The 16201-nt window shown below is 65.7% G+C and carries 14 protein-coding genes; 5 read left to right on the plus strand and 9 right to left on the minus strand.

The genetic code is table 11. From position 1 onward, the window contains the following. Positions 1–85: 85 nt before the first annotated feature. Positions 86–1537 (minus strand): phosphomethylpyrimidine synthase ThiC, encoded by a 1452-nt coding sequence (thiC, locus tag NGM15_RS02210; RefSeq protein WP_253434710.1) that lies wholly within the window; start codon positions 1535–1537, stop codon positions 86–88. Between the two features lie 94 nt (positions 1538–1631). Between thiC and NGM15_RS02215 the strand changes: the two genes are divergently transcribed. Continuing rightward, complete coding sequence (locus tag NGM15_RS02215) at positions 1632–2114, plus strand: universal stress protein (protein WP_253434712.1); 483 nt, start codon at positions 1632–1634, stop codon at positions 2112–2114. Positions 2115–2129: 15 nt separating this feature from the next. On the opposite strand, the gene NGM15_RS02220 is transcribed toward NGM15_RS02215, so the two are convergent. Next, positions 2130–3074 (minus strand): biotin--[acetyl-CoA-carboxylase] ligase, encoded by a 945-nt coding sequence (locus NGM15_RS02220; protein WP_253434714.1) that lies wholly within the window; start codon positions 3072–3074, stop codon positions 2130–2132. A 318-nt stretch (positions 3075–3392) separates the two neighbouring features. Here NGM15_RS02220 and NGM15_RS02225 point away from each other — a divergent pair, with 318 nt between their 5' ends. After that, a complete protein-coding gene (locus NGM15_RS02225; protein ID WP_253434716.1) occupies positions 3393–3683 on the plus strand; it encodes a hypothetical protein in 291 nt (96 codons plus the stop codon). A 74-nt stretch (positions 3684–3757) separates the two neighbouring features. Then, complete coding sequence (locus tag NGM15_RS02230; RefSeq protein ID WP_253434718.1) at positions 3758–4519, plus strand: zinc metalloprotease; 762 nt, start codon at positions 3758–3760, stop codon at positions 4517–4519. A gap of 123 nt (positions 4520–4642) precedes the next feature. Here NGM15_RS02230 and otsB read toward each other — a convergent pair whose 3' ends face one another. Further along, positions 4643–5443, minus strand: coding sequence for a trehalose-phosphatase (gene otsB, locus NGM15_RS02235; protein WP_253434720.1), 801 nt, complete (start codon positions 5441–5443; stop codon positions 4643–4645). A gap of 7 nt (positions 5444–5450) precedes the next feature. Beyond that, positions 5451–7109, minus strand: a complete 1659-nt coding sequence (locus tag NGM15_RS02240; RefSeq protein WP_253434722.1) for an alpha,alpha-trehalose-phosphate synthase (UDP-forming) — start codon at positions 7107–7109, stop codon at positions 5451–5453. A gap of 197 nt (positions 7110–7306) precedes the next feature. Between NGM15_RS02240 and NGM15_RS02245 the strand changes: the two genes are divergently transcribed. Then, positions 7307–8467, plus strand: a complete 1161-nt coding sequence (locus NGM15_RS02245; protein WP_253434724.1) for an aminopeptidase P family protein — start codon at positions 7307–7309, stop codon at positions 8465–8467. Positions 8468–8572: 105 nt separating this feature from the next. Here NGM15_RS02245 and NGM15_RS02250 read toward each other — a convergent pair whose 3' ends face one another. The 5 genes from NGM15_RS02250 to NGM15_RS02270 all read right to left on the minus strand — a co-directional run bounded on the left by NGM15_RS02250 (position 8573) and on the right by NGM15_RS02270 (position 13160). Further along, positions 8573–9685: a glutamate-cysteine ligase family protein gene (locus NGM15_RS02250; RefSeq protein WP_253434727.1), complete on the minus strand. Its 1113-nt coding sequence runs from the start codon at positions 9683–9685 to the stop codon at positions 8573–8575. 467 nt (positions 9686–10152) lie between these two features. Next, positions 10153–10329 (minus strand): hypothetical protein, encoded by a 177-nt coding sequence (locus tag NGM15_RS02255; protein WP_253434730.1) that lies wholly within the window; start codon positions 10327–10329, stop codon positions 10153–10155. Continuing rightward, entirely contained in the window at positions 10274–11512 is a 1239-nt protein-coding gene (locus tag NGM15_RS02260; RefSeq protein WP_311136464.1) for an outer membrane protein assembly factor BamB family protein, read from the minus strand. The genes NGM15_RS02255 and NGM15_RS02260 overlap by 56 nt, the downstream gene beginning before the upstream one ends. Continuing rightward, positions 11431–11679, minus strand: a complete 249-nt coding sequence (locus NGM15_RS02265) for a hypothetical protein (RefSeq protein WP_253434733.1) — start codon at positions 11677–11679, stop codon at positions 11431–11433. The genes NGM15_RS02260 and NGM15_RS02265 overlap by 82 nt, the downstream gene beginning before the upstream one ends. 302 nt (positions 11680–11981) lie before the next feature. Continuing rightward, complete coding sequence (locus NGM15_RS02270; RefSeq protein ID WP_253434736.1) at positions 11982–13160, minus strand: tRNA sulfurtransferase; 1179 nt, start codon at positions 13158–13160, stop codon at positions 11982–11984. Between the two features lie 139 nt (positions 13161–13299). Between NGM15_RS02270 and NGM15_RS02275 the strand changes: the two genes are divergently transcribed. Continuing rightward, positions 13300–16125, plus strand: coding sequence for a DEAD/DEAH box helicase (locus NGM15_RS02275; protein WP_253434738.1), 2826 nt, complete (start codon positions 13300–13302; stop codon positions 16123–16125). Positions 16126–16201 lie beyond the last annotated feature (76 nt).

Here is a 16201-nt window from a genome sequence, read left to right on the forward strand (position 1 = left end):
ACTCGTGTCCGAAGGCGGTCGTATTCAGGGCGCTCGTGTCCGAAGGCGGTCGTATTCAGGGTGTCCGTGTCCGAAAGCACGCGCGTCAGCGCGAATCGGTGGTCGCGTCGACATTCGGATCGCGGTCTCTCTCGACGCCCGTCTCGTCGGTTACAACCTCACCCTCGTTGTGGACGCCAACTGGCGGCAGGTTGACTGAAGCGGCCGGCGAGGTCTCGAGATCCGTCCGTGCCGTCAGCCGACCTAGCTCCCCCTCCTCGCGGGTATCCTGGTCGATGCGCATCGAACAGAACTCGACACCGCACATCGAACAGAAACGAGCCTCCTTGTAGTTGTCACCAGGGAGCGTCTGGTCGTGGAACGACCGGGCGCGCTCGGGATCGAGGGCGAGGTCGAACTGGACCGACCAGTCGAACGCGTACCGGGCTTCCGAGAGGGCATCGTCCCAGTCTCGAGCCCCGGGGCGGCCGTTCGCGACGTCGGCGGCGTGGGCAGCGATTCGGTAGGCTGCAAGTCCGTCTCGGACGTCGTCTTTCTCCGGGAGCCCGAGGTGTTCTTTTGGCGTGACGTAACAGAGCATCGCGGCCCCGGCTCTGGCCGCCATTGCCGCCCCGATGGCGCTCGTGATGTGGTCGTATCCCGGCGCGATGTCGGTGACCAGCGGCCCGAGGACGTAAAACGGCGCGCCATCGCAGACGTCCTGCTGGCGCTCGACGTTTTCGGCGATTCGGTCCATTGGGACGTGGCCTGGCCCCTCGACCATGACCTGGACGCCCTGATCCCAGGCCCGCCGCGTCAGGTGTCCCAGCGTGTCGAGCTCGGCGTACTGCGCCTCGTCGCAGGCGTCGGCCAGGGATCCCGGGCGGAGGCTGTCTCCGAGGCTGAACGTCACGTCGTACTCCTCGAAGATGGCACAGATGTCGTCGTAGACCTGATAGAGCGGATTCTGTTCCCCGTGGGTTTCCATCCACTTCGCGAGGATCGAGCCTCCTCGCGAGACGATCCCGGTCGTTCGTCCCTCCGTCAACGGCAGGTGCTCGAGGAGGATTCCCGCGTGAATCGTCATGTAATCGACGCCCTGTCGAGCCTGCTTTTCGATCACCTCGAGCAGCAACTCGGTCGTCAGGTCTTCGGGCGAACCGGCGCGTTTGACCGACTCGTATAGGGGAACCGTCCCGATCGGCACGGGCGAGTGCTCGATATTTGCCGTCCGAATGCGATCGAGGTCGCCGCCCGTGCTGAGATCCATCACGGTATCGGCGCCGTAGTGCACGGCCGTGTGAAGCTTCTCGAGTTCGGTCTCGACGTCGCTCGTCGTCTCGCTGTTGCCGATGTTGGCGTTGACCTTGGTCGCGAACGAGCGGCCGATGATCATCGGATCGAGCGCGTCGTGACCGACGTTCGCTGGAATAACGGCGCGACCGTCGGCGACCGCCTTCCGAACGACTTCCGGGTCGCGCTGTTCTCGCGCTGCGACTCTTGCCATCGCGTCGGTGACCGTCCCCCTCCGGGCGGCCTGTAGTTGCGTCTCCACCATCGATAACCTAGTGGTACCACTAGATTATAATTCTTCACATCCCAATCCACAGCAACGTACTTATCCGTCGGGCGAGTATGTACCACGATAACACATGTACGAGTGTATCCTCGTCCCGACCGACGGCTCGGTCGAGGGCGAGCGTGCAGTCGAGTACGCCATCGACCTCGCCCGACTCCACGACGCGACGGTGCGCGCGATCTACGTGGTCAACGCGGCGAACTATGGCGGGCTGCCGATGGAGACCGCGTGGGACGGGATCACCGACGCACTCCGGGAGGAGGGGGAAGCAGCCGTCGAACGAGTCGTCGAACTCGCGCCCGACGACGTGATCGTCGAGACGCAGGTACTCGAGGGATCGCCCAGCCGGGTGATCGTCGCCGAAGCCCAACCGGAGAAGTGCGACCTCGTCGTCATGGGGACCCACGGCCGCGGCGGCATCGACCGCCTCCTCCTGGGAAGCGTCACCGAACGCGTCGTCAGGCGGGCTGGCGTCCCGGTCCTGACCGTTCGCGTCGACGGCGACCACGACGACGAACCCGAGGGGGTGCAGAACGCCCAGGCGACCGTCGAGTAACCCGTTCGACGCCAATTACTCGACCGGGCGAAGGTGCTCGCAGTCGCCCGTCGTCACCGTCCGTTCGCCCTCGTCGGTCGCAATCTTGAGCGCGCCGTGCTCGTCGACGTCGACGGCTCGACCGACGAGTTCGGTTCCGGCGACCGCGACCCGAACGCGCTGGCCGGGCGTCGCCGCGAGTTCACGCCAGGCGGGGATCACCGCGTCCAGGTTCGACCGGTACTCGTCGAAGGCCTCGAGCACCCGCTGGACGAACCGACGTCGGTCGACGGCCTCCGCTTCGTCGCTGATGCTCGTCGCTACCTCGGGCAGGTCGACGGCCTCGAGGTTGGCATTGATGCCGATGCCGACGACGAGCCACGCGACGCGGTCGGTCTCACCCTCCATCTCCGTCAGAATGCCCGCAAGCTTGCGGTAGTCGTCCCCGTCGCCCGGCACGATCACGTCGTTGGGCCACTTGATCGCTGCGTCGACGCCCGCCTCTCGAGCAGCCCTGGCCGTGGCGACCGCGGCCGCGAGGGTGTAGAGGGGCGCGCGAGCGGGCGGGATCTCGGGTCGACAGAGGATACTGAGCCAGACGCCGCCCCGGGGACCGACCCAGGGTCGGTCGAGTCGCCCGCGGCCGCCGGTCTGCTCGTCGGCGATTACGGCGACGTCGGCCTCGCCGTTCCCGGCCAATTCGCGTGCGCGGTCGTTCGTGCTGGCGAGCGTCTCGTGGTACTCGACCTCGAAGGGCGCCTCGAGGCCGTACTCGATCGCCGGCCCGGAGTACGCGTCGATCGAATCCCCACCCAGGACGTAGCCCGATCCGGTGCTCTCGACGTCGAAGCCGGCGTCCCGGAGCGCCTCGACGTGTTTCCAGACGGCCGCACGGGAGCACTCGAGTTCTGCGGCGAGGCCCGGCCCCGACACGGGGCCGTCGGCCAGCGCCTCGAGGACGGCGCGTCGCGTGTCGTTCATGGGCGAAAAGGCGTTCGCGGGATACTTAACCGGGGGTGATCGTAGTTGGCGGTCGGTGGGGCGATGGCAGTTCGTCCAGGATCGCAATTTTGTACGACCCGAACGAGAGCCTCACGGCTTAGACTCCGCTCGGAAGTGGCCTTCGTCCTCCGCTCGGCAGCGTCGCCTGGCAGCAACGTCCCTTGTACAGACGGTTCGGTTCGACACGGCCTGGAACCGGACACCGTCGAGACCAGTCGTCTATCGAGACTGATAAACGAACCGTATATTCACCCGTAACTGAATACGACTGGTAGCCAACTCTCGAGTCGGACAACGATGGGAAGCGAGCGCGACGGGAACGATGGTGTCGGCGGCGGTCGGTTCGGAACCGTGTACTTGGGGTCTGACGGGCGATTTTACACCAGCTGGGACGTCCTCGAGAAGCACCGCTCGGGCACGTGGGAGCCCTGTCTCCGCCACCGATCCGGTCGACGGCTGGTCGCCGACGGTGACGCACTCCTGTCGTTGACGCCGGTCGCCACCAGCGACTTGCCCGACTGGCTCGAGATCAGGGTAACGACGGGTCGACGACGGGTGAAGACGCGAGCGATCGATACGCGACAGTAACGTCGTCGCGGGCGAGTGGGTCTGGTTCGGTGTCACACACTTAATGGATGGCGATGTGAATACCAGGTTTCTAGATGGTTTCGTTCGACCCTCCGATCGTGAAGCGCCGGTCGTTTCTCGCTGGGGTCGGATCGCTGGGTACGCTGGGAACGCTCAGGTACGCGACGCGCGAGCCGGCGACCGAGATCGAGGTACGATTCTGGCTGACCGAGCAGGCCTCGACGTACGATATCGCCGACCTGCTCGTGGCCCACCTCGAGGCCGCGCTCGAGTACGAGTTCTGGAAAGTCGACGTCTCCTTCGGCGGCGTCGTTCCCGTCGATTCCGAGGACGGTGCCCATCCAGTCCGGTCGGGGCAGTGGCCCCTTGCTGTCGGATCAGGAGCGACGGGGATCGGTTCGATCGACGCCGCGAAGGACGTCAACCTGCTGGTCACCGACGGACCGATGCACACGTCGCCGACGGGCTACGCGATTCCACACGTCGCCTCGGTCGGTGGGGCGCGTCATATCGCCGAACTCGAACCGCCGAGCCAGGAAGGGGTCGAACTCCCGTACTCGCGACCCAACCTCACCGTCCAGGTCGTGATCCACGAAGTCGGCCACACGCTTGGACTCCGCCACGAACACGGGCGGACGTACGTCGCCAACGAAGCGACCGTGTCGACGCCGATGATGAGCGCCTACGCGTGGGACTCGTCGTTCGACTCCGAGAGATCCCGTTGTGGCTACGAGTACGCGCCACCGCCGTACCCGGATCGAAAGCTCACCCACCGGTTTTCCCTCTGCGCGGAGTCGACGTTGCGCGAATACAAGGGTGGCGTCAATCTGCGGTAGTCACTGCAAGGTCGATTGCTGAGTGTCCCGGGACGTCGATTGCTGAGTGTCCCGGGACGTCGATGTCTGAGTGTTCCCAGGACGTCGATCTCCAATTGCCTCTGCGACGGCGACCCTCAGTCGTCACTCGAACCGCCCAGCCGTAGCGTCGACGAGCCAGTCCAGGAGGTGTGCCACGGCTCGAGGCGATCGAACCTGACACGAGGCGGCCGTCTCCGTCGCTCGTCCGACGGCGACGCCCAGTCCGTCCGAACTGAGGCGACGAAAGACCGTCTCGTCGGTCACGTCGTCGCCGACGTACAGGACAAACGGATCCCGCGCCCGCCTCGACCGGAGCAAGGAGACGGCGTCGCCTTTCGTCCAGGGAACCTGCGGGCCGAACTCGAGGATGGCCTTGCCGTGGCTGCACTCCAGGTCGCCGTTCCCGACCCGATCGACGACCGCTCGCGTCTCCTGTTCGACGACCGGGACCAGCTCCCGCGACACGTGGCGAACGTGGACCGTCCCGGTGAGGCGTTTGTTCTCGACGCGACAACCGGAGACGTCCTGGAGGCGGTCCTCGAGGACGTCACAGCACTGTTCGACCAGGCGTGACCGCTTCCGTGCGACGGGGTGGACGGCGACCGAATCGTCCCGTGCGAGTTCGAGGCCGTGATTCCCGCCGTAGACCGACGGTCCGTCGACGCGCCGGGAGACGTCGGCGAGCGCGCGCCCGCTGACGATTGCCGTCGTCACGTCCTCGTGGGAATCGAGGCGCTCGAGGGCGCGTTCGGCCGCCGGAAGCGGTCGCGCCCGCGTGGGGTCATCGACGATGGGGGCGAGCGTGCCGTCGAAGTCGAAACACGCCAGCAGTTCGTCGTGGCGGTCGAGTCCGGTTGCGAGGCGTTCCTGCAGGTCTCGGGTCGTTCGTTGCTGGAGGGACATCGGGAACTCAGAGGGATCGTGACACGTCGTTCACTCGTCGGTCGACTGCTGGAAATCGGGCTGCCTCGATGTGGGCGAACTGCTTGCTCATCCACCACTCGAGGTCGTGATCGGAGACGTGGGTTCGCAGGGCGGCCATCCGGGTCGTCCGCTCGCTCTTCGGGGTCCCGAGCGCGTCGGCGATCGTTCGCGCGAACCGATCGGTGTCCGCTGGGTCGATCGTGAACGCCGGATAGCCGAGCGCGTCGGCCGCTCCTGCGTGCTCACTGAGAACGAGGGCGCCGTCGCCGTCGACCGAGGACGCGACGTACTCCTGGGCGACGAGATTCATCCCGTCGCGGACCGAGCTGACGACGAGGAGGTCAGCCTCGCGGTAGAGCGTGGTCAGGTCGGCCCGGTCCAGGAAGTCCTCCGTGTAGACGACCGGCTGCCAGTCGTCGGTACCGAAGCGTTCGTTGATGCGGTCGACGGTCGATCGAACCTGCCGTCCGAGTCGATCGTAGCTCGGAATCTCCGTCCGACTCGGCGTCGCCTTCTGGAGGAACGTGAACGACTCGCGCCACTCGGGGTACCCCTCGAAGAGGCGCTCGAGGGCGGCCAGTCGCTCCGGAATCCCTTTGGTGTAATCGAGGCGGTCGACACCCAGGCCGACGGCACAGCCGTCGGGGATGTCGTACCGCTCGCGTAGGGAATCCCACCTGTCGGCCCCGATCTCTCGGGCCCGTTCCTCGTAGCTGCTCGCGTCGACGCCCATCGGCGTCGCGACGATTCGCGTCTCGTGGCCGTCGTACTCGACGGTGCGCTCGCCGAAATCGACCGTCGCCGACGGAAGCGTCTCCTGGACGCACTCGAGGAAAGCCGTCCCGTAGCGCTCGATGTGGAAGCCGAACACGTCGGTCCCGAGCAGCCCCACGAGGAGTTCGCGGGCGTTGGGGCAGGCGGCGAACGACGACGGGTCAGGCCACGGAATGTGCCAGAACTGAGCGACCGTCGCACCCGCTGGTGCCTCCGCCCGGATCATCGACGGCGCGAGCCCGAGGTGGTAGTCCTGGAGCCAGATTACGGACTCGTCGGTGGCCTCTTCGAGGACGGCGTCGGCAAACTGTCGGTTCACGTGACGATACCACTCGAGGTCGTTCGGTCGAGACTCGACCAGTTCGGTCATGCCGTGACAGAGCGGCCAGAGGACGCGGTTGCTGTAGCCCGTGTAGTAGCCGTCGACGGCCTCGTCCGAGAGCCAGACCCGCCGCAGGGTGTACTGATCGTCGCTTCCGGGTGGGACGTCGACGCGGTCGTTTTCGTCGGTAACCGCGCGGTCGGCGCTGCCGTCGCCCCAGGCGATCCAGGTGCCGCCGATCGCTCGCATCACGGGATCGAGTCCGGCGGTCAGTCCGCCGGTCGGTTCGTCGACGGTGACGTCGCGGTCGCCTGGGTCGTTGCCGTCCTCGTTCTCGTCGCCGTTTCCGTCGTCATCGCCGTTGCCGTTCTCGTCACTGACGCCCCCGTCAGTCCACTCGTGACGGTACGGCTGCCGATTCGAGACGACGAGCAGCGATTCCGGGGCGTCGAAATCGACGCCGCCGTCGGTCACGACCCGCCGGCCGGCGTTCCGTAAATCGTTCGCCTGATTCGACTCCGCCACCGCTACTCGCTCCGTAAATCGCATCTATGAAAATCCCTCGTTTGCCCTGCTGTTTCGTTCGCGGCCTGCAGTCACAGGCCATTGATATACACCACCCTAACCGGCTCGCTGCGGGGACATTCACGGACGCTCAGGGCTCGCGCCGACTGGTGACCAGCGACCAGCGAATGGCGATCGACGCTTCGAGCAACGTTCAAGGGGCTTCCCCCGCATCGTCAGCCATGAACGAGCCGTTCGCCGATCGAGTACGGCGGTGCCAGCGAGGCCTCGCCGACCGCGGTGCCGGTGCGCTGATCGCCTCGCCTGGACCGGCGCTCACGTACCTGACGGGCGTCGAGGAGTCGCCGTCCGAACGTCACTTCCTGGCCATCGTTCCCCGCGACGGGCTGCCGGTCGTGGTCGCGCCCGCGATGTACAGAGCGGAACTCGAGGCTGCGCCCGTCGATCGGATCGTCCTCTGGGACGACGGCGACGACCCCGTCGAGGCGCTCACGAGCGCGTTCGAAATCGTCGGTCTCGAGCCGGGAACCGGGACCGACGAGACGATCCTGCTCGACGACCGCCTCTGGACGACCTTCGCCCAGGACGTTCGCGGCCTGTTTCCCGACGCGACGTACGACCTCGCGAGCCAGGTGCTCGAGCCCCTCCGCCTCCGAAAGGACCGAACCGAACGGGCAGCCCTTCGTCGAGCGGGCGACCTCGCCGACCGTGTCTCCACGACGCTCCGCGAACGCGGCGAGGAGGTCGTCGGGCTAACCGAACGGGACCTTGCCGACGAAATCGACCGATTGCTCGAGGCCGAGGGTGGCCGCGGTCCCGCGTTCGACACCATCGTGGCTGCGGGCGAGAATGGCGCGCGTCCGCACCACCAGCCTGGGGACCGTTCCATCGAGGCGGGTGATCCGGTCGTCCTCGACTTCGGCGCGTTCGTCGACGCGGACCTGGAGTCTGGCCAGGCCCGCTATCCCGGCGACCAGACCCGGACGCTGGTCTTCACCAGCGATCCGCCCGAAGGGTACCGGGAGGTGCACGAGACCGTCGCCCGCGCCCAGCGGGCGGCGATCGAGCACGTCGAACCCGGCGTCACGGCCGAGTCGGTCGACGCCGTCGCCCGCGAGATCATCACCGACGCAGGCTACGGCGACGCCTTCGTTCATCGCACCGGCCACGGCGTCGGCCTCGAGGTCCACGAACCGCCCTACGTCGTCGAGGGGAACGACCAGGCCCTCGAGCCGGGCATGGTCTTCAGCGTCGAGCCCGGAATCTACCTCGACAGCGAGTTCGGCGTTCGACTCGAAGACCTCGTGGTGGTCACGGAGGACGGCTGCGAGCGGCTGAACGCTACGCCGCTGGGTTGGGCGTGCGAGAGCGATCGCCGATAACAGAGTCGTCCGCGTCGAATTGGATGCTGATGTGCACCCAAAAAATGCCAGAGTATTGGGAACTGAGGTGTGCTTGAGGACTGCCGGCGGAGTGAAAACGCTGGCTCAGACCGGCTGGAGAACCGGAGGCCTCGCTGGTGATTGCTCGGAGGCGAGTGCGTCGACTTCCCGTTCGAGTCGGTGGGCATAACGAAGGCGAAGTCGCTGTGCTTGCGTCCTGGACAGTCGTGGTCTATCCTCGAGATCCGTCGAGACCGGACGATAGGCGGAGGGGTCGAATCCCATCGTCTCGAGGTATCGCTCGACAGCAGGCGCCTCGAGCCCGTAATCGATGGCGTTACTCACGTGCTGTTTCACGCGATCGAACTCGGGTATCGACACGGTTGACCCCGTAATGTCGCCACGTCCTCCGATCTCCACGCGCCTATTCTCGACGAGGCTCAAGATATCTCGGACGTCTTCGGCGAGTCGCAGTACCTGTCCAGGGAGTGCGACGTCCGGAGCACGCCATTCGATCGTGTCGAATTCCTGGCGCAATCGAACCGGTGCCCAGATCGTATCCTCTGGCGTAAAGTGCTCGTCGAACGTCTCCTGGTCGATGCCTTCGGCAATCGCCTGTTGACGAAAGCCGTCGAACGTGGCGTCGATCCGGTCGTTCCACTCGTCTACGTCCTTGGCGTAGGGCCACAACCGGCCGAGCCGGGGATGGTCGCCGTAACACGTCCGCCGGTAGACGTGGGGGCGCGCACAGGCAGCCACGTTCTCTCCCTGGTGGTACGTGGAACTCCCGGCGAGCGCAAACGCCGGATCCAGTGCGGTCAGGAGGTTCAACTGGTCGACTTCGGCCCCCTCGATCTGATCGACGTGCAGGTGGGTACCGGCGCAATAGGTGGCCTTCTCGAACGCGTTGCCGAGAACCTGACGCTGAATCCGCGTCCGAGGCGTATCGCTCGTGCCGAGAGAACCGGCGTTGAGCGGGGTGGCGAGCGGGACGAGATGGCGTCCTTCTTCTCGACCGATTTCTATCGCTTCCTGGAGTCTGAACGCGACCTCCTCCTGGAGTTCGGGGATGCTATCGCACGGATCGGTGACGACCTCGAGCATTGGGTCTGCGCTCTCGGCGTGAAGATCGTCGATGCGGTCGAGCACCGGTGTTGCAGGTGCGAGTGCACCCGTATCGTCGACGGTCCAGTATTCGAGTTCGAGACTGAGTTGCATAGTGCTGGTGAGATGCTGCACGTTGAGTGGTTCCGCTTCACAGCGACGACGGCACGGGATTGACCCCGGAACTGGGGATCAGTCGTCGTTCGACCGTACAGAAGTCAACCGAGTGAGCGGGAAGACCCCTCTCCCAAAGTGATTAGGTCAGATGTAGTACCGTCGTAAGGACAGATACTCGGCGACGCGAGCGTCAGGCCGGCTATCGATCGGACGCGGTGTCACCGACTCTGAAGGGAAGTTCGAACGGGTTTGTGAGTAAATTATTCTCTCCAACCGCCCGGTGTTCGCTGACGGTGTCTCTAGCCAGGTATAGTCTTCAGCGGCAAACAGAAAATCCACCTCGAGGGCGAGCTCGGGGTTCGATTCGAGGGCCTCGTGGTGGTCACCGGGGACGGCTACAAGCGGTCGAATCGACACCACTGGACTGGGCGTGCGAGGGAGGTTGATAGCGAAAACCGGTCTCGTCAGCAGCCCTCGACGGTCAGCGTCCCTTCGACGCGTTGTTCGCCCGCGATAATTGCCCACTCGACGTCACCAGTCGGGAGGTCGCTCCCGGCGACGGTGAAGGTACTCGAGATGCAATCCTCACCCGCGACCTCGACCGTTCCGGACCGGGTACGATCCTCGACCTCGAGCGTCACGTCGAGTTCGACCGGCTCCGTACCGTCGTTTCGCAGGGTGACGGTGAAGTCGGCAGACTCTCCCGAAGCGATCGAATCCGGCCCGGTTACCGAGAGATCGATCGTCGTCGGGTTCCTCTTCTGGATCTTCGTCGCCCGGATCGTCCTCGCCGGGTTCTTCGTCGGGTTCCTCCCCGTCTCCATCTTCTTCGTCCTCCATCCGGAGGGCTAGTAACTCCCCATCGCGACTGACGTAGACGGTAGCCTCGTCGGCGACGATCGATTCCTGGCTTCCGATCCACTCGCGTTCGTCGAACGCGTACCGCCAGCGTTCCTCGCCGGTCTCGAGATCGTAGGCGATCACCCGATCCTCGTCGTCTTCGTCGTCGGGCATGTCGGCTGAATCCGGCCCGTACGCGGTGAGGACAGTCTCGTCCTCGAGTGCGGGGAGGCTGTGGTATTGATCGAGGGTCCACGCGTGGTCGCCGTTCTCGGAGAGGTCGAACGCCGAGAGTGTTCCGTCCCTGCCGAGCGCGAAGTACGTCTCGTCGACGATGGTGTGATCGAGCGTCCTGGACGTACTAGCGACGACCTCCCGGGTGGCCATATCGTAGAGAGAGGTGGCGTCGTAACCGGGGAAGAGGGCGACGTAGCCCGAGCCGGCGATGAGTTGGGTGACCGACTCGTCGTGGTCGACCGTGACCACCGTCTCGCCCGTCTCGGGATCGAGCCCGGCGAACATCCCCGCACGCCCGGGTGCGTAGGACGAATCGAACACGTAGACGGCATCGTCGGAGACGTCGCCGAACTGCAATTCTTCGGCCGTTTCCGTCCCGTCGTCCGTCTCTACTTCGACGCGCTCGCGTTCCCATCGGATCGAGCCGTCTTCGATGTCGAGCGCGTAGACGGTGTGATCGCTCGCGGTGTATACCATACCGTGCCCGACCGCCAGCTCGAGGCTGTCTATCTCGCTCTCCCAGCGGACGTCGCCCGTCTCGGCGTCGATAGCCCGGATCGGATCACCGCCCACGTAGAGCGCGTCGCCGTCGGTCGAGAGCGTTCGCTCGGCGCCGATGTCAGCCGTCTCCCACTCGCTCGAGCCATCCTCGGCGTCGAGTGCGGTTAGCCTCCCTGGGCCAGGGTGTAGATGCGGTCGTCGGCGATCACGGTCGAACCGAGGTCGTGCGCCCCGTCGTACCGCCAGGCGATTTCGGTCGGGCGTTCGCGATGAGAACCGTCTCCGTCCTCGCTACCATCTTCGTCGCCTTCGCCGTGACCGTCGGCCAGGACCGACCCGACCGATGCGAGAATTCCGGTTGTCGAAAGCGCTGCACCTGCTGACAGTACCGTACGGCGGTTCAAACCTGCCATGCCACGGTAATGACCGATATGTGGTTTTATTATCAGGCGGATATGACCGGATTGCACGCTCGAGAACTATTTCGCTGTGCTGAACTATCACACTGGGGGGGGGGGGACACTATCGTCGAGAAATGAACGAAAGTGGTCGTCACGGCGCTGACACCGTTTCGGTCGTCGGATGGTCAGTCACCGACCGTGAGAGCTTCGGTCTGGGTTCCTGCGAAGAGCATCCTGATATGCTATAGATTATATAGTATAGATGCCGTCGGCGTTCAGTTTCGGCGACGAACGGCGTCCGAACCTCGAGTTCGCTACAACTCGATCCGCTCGGCGTTCGCCGCCGCTGCTTCGGCGCGCTCGAACAGATCGTCGGGTTCGACCTCGAGCAGTCGCTCGAGGAGGGCGTTCGTCTCGGCGCGGTCGGGAGCGATCCGGTTGCAGCCGGCATTGATCGTCGAGTCGCGGTAGGTGCCGATCTCGCGGGCCTGTGCGACGATCTCCTGTTTGTCTCGAGTCAGTAGCGGCCGGTGAATCGGCAGTCGCGTCGCACGACTCGTGACGCCGACGTTCTGGGCCGTCTGGCTCGACTTCTGGCCGATTGCCTCGCCCGTGACAATTCCGCTCGCGTCGTGTTCTTCGGCAATCTGCTCGGCGATCCGGTAGAAGAACCGACGCAGGGAGAGCATCCGACCCTCTTCCATCGTTTCCGCGAGCAGGGAGACGGTCTCGCCGCCCGGCACGCGGTAGACGCTCAGGTCGACGTTCGGCGCATACCGCGAGAGCGAGCGGATGGTCTCGATCGCTCGCGCCTCGTGGTCCGGGCCGCCGTAGTCGCCCAGCGAGACGTAGACCGGAATAACGGGCGAGCCTCGGCGCATCATCTCGTAAGCCGCGACGGGGGAGTCGATGCCGCCGCTGACGAGCGCTACCATCGGCGCCTGCGATCGAAGGGGCAGGCCGCCTGGCCCCTCGAGACGGTCGAGGTAAACGTAAGCCGCCTCGTCGCGGACTTCGACGCCGAAGGTCAGGTCGGGATTTTCGAGGTCGACTTCCGGAGCAAAGTCGTCCTGGATGGCCTCCCAGATCGCGGTGCCACCCTGGCGAGCGACGTCCTCGCTCGTGAACGGGAGGCGCTTGTCCGCGCGGGTGGCGTCGACGGCGAAACTGCCGCCGTCGTAGCGGGCGTTGGCGGTCTCGGCGAGTGCGTCGCAGATCGTCTCGAGGTCGGCCTCGACCACGATTGCGGGGCTGGTTGAGACCACGCCGAAAACGTCGGCGGCCGCGGCGGCCGCGGCCTCCACGGCGTCCTCGGTGGTGTGGATCAGCGGCCGGTTCCAGTTGCCCTCCACGTCGCCGGCCACCGAACGGTCCGCGAGGACGGCCTCGAGGTTCTCGAGGAGGAAGTCGAGCATGTACCGCTTGACGGTGTTGCTCTTCGTGTTGAGGTCCCCGTGTCGGACGAGGACGGTGTCGGCGCCGGGCGGGTGCATGGAGGGGAGTAGTGGGCCCGGCGTATAAGGGGATTACGAGCGACGAAGCCGCGGTACTGGCGGCCGAGACGCTCGAGAACACGGCGCACGTCGAGCCGGTAACACGGCTTTTATCCTCGCTCGGCCCCTGCTAGAATCGATGACAGACGGGGACGTCGCCGCCTTCACTCACCTCGGCTCGAGCGTCCGGGAGGCCCTCTCCGAACGCGGGTTCGCGACGCCGACGGCGCCACAGCGACTCGCCATCCCACCGCTAGCCGCCGGCGAGCACACGCTCGTGATCGCGCCCACGGGGAGTGGCAAGACCGAGACGGCGATGCTCCCCGTCTTCGACGACCTCGTCGCCGACCCGCCCGACGGGTTCGGCGCGCTCTACGTCACCCCGCTGCGGGCGCTCAACCGCGACATGCGCGAGCGCCTCGAGTGGTGGGGCGAGTACCTTGGACTCGAGGTGGATGTCCGTCACGGCGACACCACGCAGTACCAGCGCGGAAAACAGGCCGAGAATCCGCCCGACGTGCTCGTGACGACCCCCGAGACGCTCCAGGCGATGCTCACCGGCGAGCGCCTCCGGGAGGGACTCAAGGACGTCTCCCACGTCGTGATCGACGAGGTTCACGAACTCGCCGCCTCCAAGCGGGGCGCCCAGTTGTCGGTGGGACTCGAGCGACTCCGCGAACTCTCGGGTTCGTTCCAGCGCATCGGGCTCTCCGCGACGGTCGGTGACCCCGAGTCGGTGGGCCAGTTCCTCACTGGTGACCGACCGTGTACGATTCGCGAAATCGACGTCGGGAGCCGGATCGACGTGCGGGTGCGCCAGCCGGAGATCACGGACGAAGACCAGCGACTCGCGGGCGAACTCGCCACCGATGCCACGACGGCCAGCCACGTCCGATTTATCAGGGATCTCGTCGCCGAAAACGAGTCCACGCTCATCTTCGTCAACACCCGTCAGACGGCCGAGGCGCTCGGCTCGCGATTCACCCGCCTCGACCTTCCCATCGGCGTCCACCACGGGTCGCTCTCGAAAGAAGCCCGCATCGACGTCGAGGACCGGTTCAAAGCCGGCGACCTGGACGCCCTGCTATGTACCTCTTCGATGGAACTCGGGATCGACGTGGGCCGAATCGATCACGTAATCCAGTACCAGAGCCCGCGCCAGGTCTCGCGACTGCTCCAGCGGATCGGCCGCGCGGGCCACCGCCGCGATCAGGTCTCGCGGGGGACCATCGTCACGACCCGCCCGGACGACACGCTCGAGGCGCTGGCCATCGCTCGCCGGGCGAGCGCCGGGGAGGTCGAACCGGCCGAGATCCACGACGGGAGTCTCGACGTGGTCGCCAACCAGATACCGGGGATCGTCCAATCGACCGGCTCGCGTCACCTGACGGAGTTCCGCGACCTGTTCGCTCGCGCCTATCCGTTCCGGGACCTCGAGGAGTCTGCCCTGCGGAGCGTCCTCTCGGAACTCCACCGGAATCGCATCGTCTGGTTCGATGAGAGCAGCGAGCGAGTTGAGACTACCGGCGGCACCTGGCAGTACGTCTACGCCAACCTCTCGATGATCCCCGACGAGGCGACCTACGAGGTCCACGACATCGCCTCGAGCGGCCAGATCGGCACCCTCGACGAGCGATTCGTCACGACCTTCGGTCAGCCGGGAGCCGTCTTCATCCAGCGCGGAGAGATGTGGCGAATCGTCGAGATCGACGACGACGAAGAGCGGGTACGGGTCACGCCCATCGAAGATCCAGCAGGTGAGGTCCCGTCCTGGATCGGCCAGGAGATACCCGTTCCCGAACCGGTCGCCCAGGAGGTGGGCGAGATTCGCGGTACCGTCGGCTCGCAACTCGAGACCGGCGCCGACGACGGCGCCGTCGCTCGCGACCTCGGCGGACGCTATCCGGGCGACGATACGACGCTCCTGGGGGCCGTCTCTGGGCTCCGAAAACAGCTCGAGGGCGAGGCGCCGATGCCGACCCACGACCGCATCCTGCTCGAGCGCCAGGGACGGACGGTCGTTCTCAACGCCTGTTTCGGCCACCGGACGAACGAGACTCTCGGTCGGGTGCTCTCGGCCCTGCTCGGCCAGCAGTCCGGGTCGTCGATCGGGCTCGACACTGACCCCTACCGGATCGAACTCGAGGTACCGACCGACGTGGCGACGAGCGACATCGTGGCCGTCCTGACCGAAACGGACCCCGACCACGTCGGCACCATCGTCGAGCTGGGATTGAAGGGGTCGGACGCCCTCGCCTATCGCCTCTCGCAGGTCTCGGCGAAGTTCGGCGCGCTCAAGCGCTGGCAGGGCTCCGGCCGCATGTCGAACGAGCGATTACTCAAAGCGCTCGAGGACACGCCGATGTACGCCGAGTCGATCCGTGAGGTGTTCCACGAGGATCTCGACGTGACTGGTGCGAGCCACGTCCTCTCGCGACTCCAGTCGGGCGAACTCTCGCTCGAGACGGTTCGCGGCCGAACGGCTATCGGGAGCGCGGGCCGCTCCGGTGGCAAGGAACTGCTAGTGCCCGAGAACGCCGACGCGAGCGTCATCCAGACCGTCAAGGAGCGCCTCCAGGACGACCGGGTGACCCTGCTGTGTACCCACTGTCGGGAGTGGTACTCGCGAACGAAAGTGAAGCGGGTCGCGGAGCAACCTGAGTGTCCGAATTGCGGTTCGACGCGCGTGGCGGCGCTGAGTCCGTGGGCCGACGACGTCCTCCAGGCCGTCCAGGCCGACTCGAAGGACAACGAGCAAGAGGAGCTGACCCGTCGTGCAGTTAAAAATGCGAACCTCGTCCAGAGTCACGGCAAGCGGGCCGTCGTCGCCATGTCCGCCCGCGGCGTCGGCCCGCACAACGCCGCCCAGATCATCAGTCGCCTGCGCGAGAACGAGGCCGACTTCTACCGGGACATCCTCGAGAAGGAGCGCCAGTACGCCCGGACGAAGGCCTTCTGGGACTGACTGAGATTGAGTACGGCGCCGGCTTCGAACGGGACCGATTCCCGATCGAGTCGCGGTCGTAACGCCCAAGCGTTCA

Origin of the sequence: Natronosalvus halobius, from assembly GCF_024138145.1 — an archaeon.
Lineage (GTDB): Archaea > Halobacteriota > Halobacteria > Halobacteriales > Natrialbaceae > Natronosalvus > Natronosalvus halobius.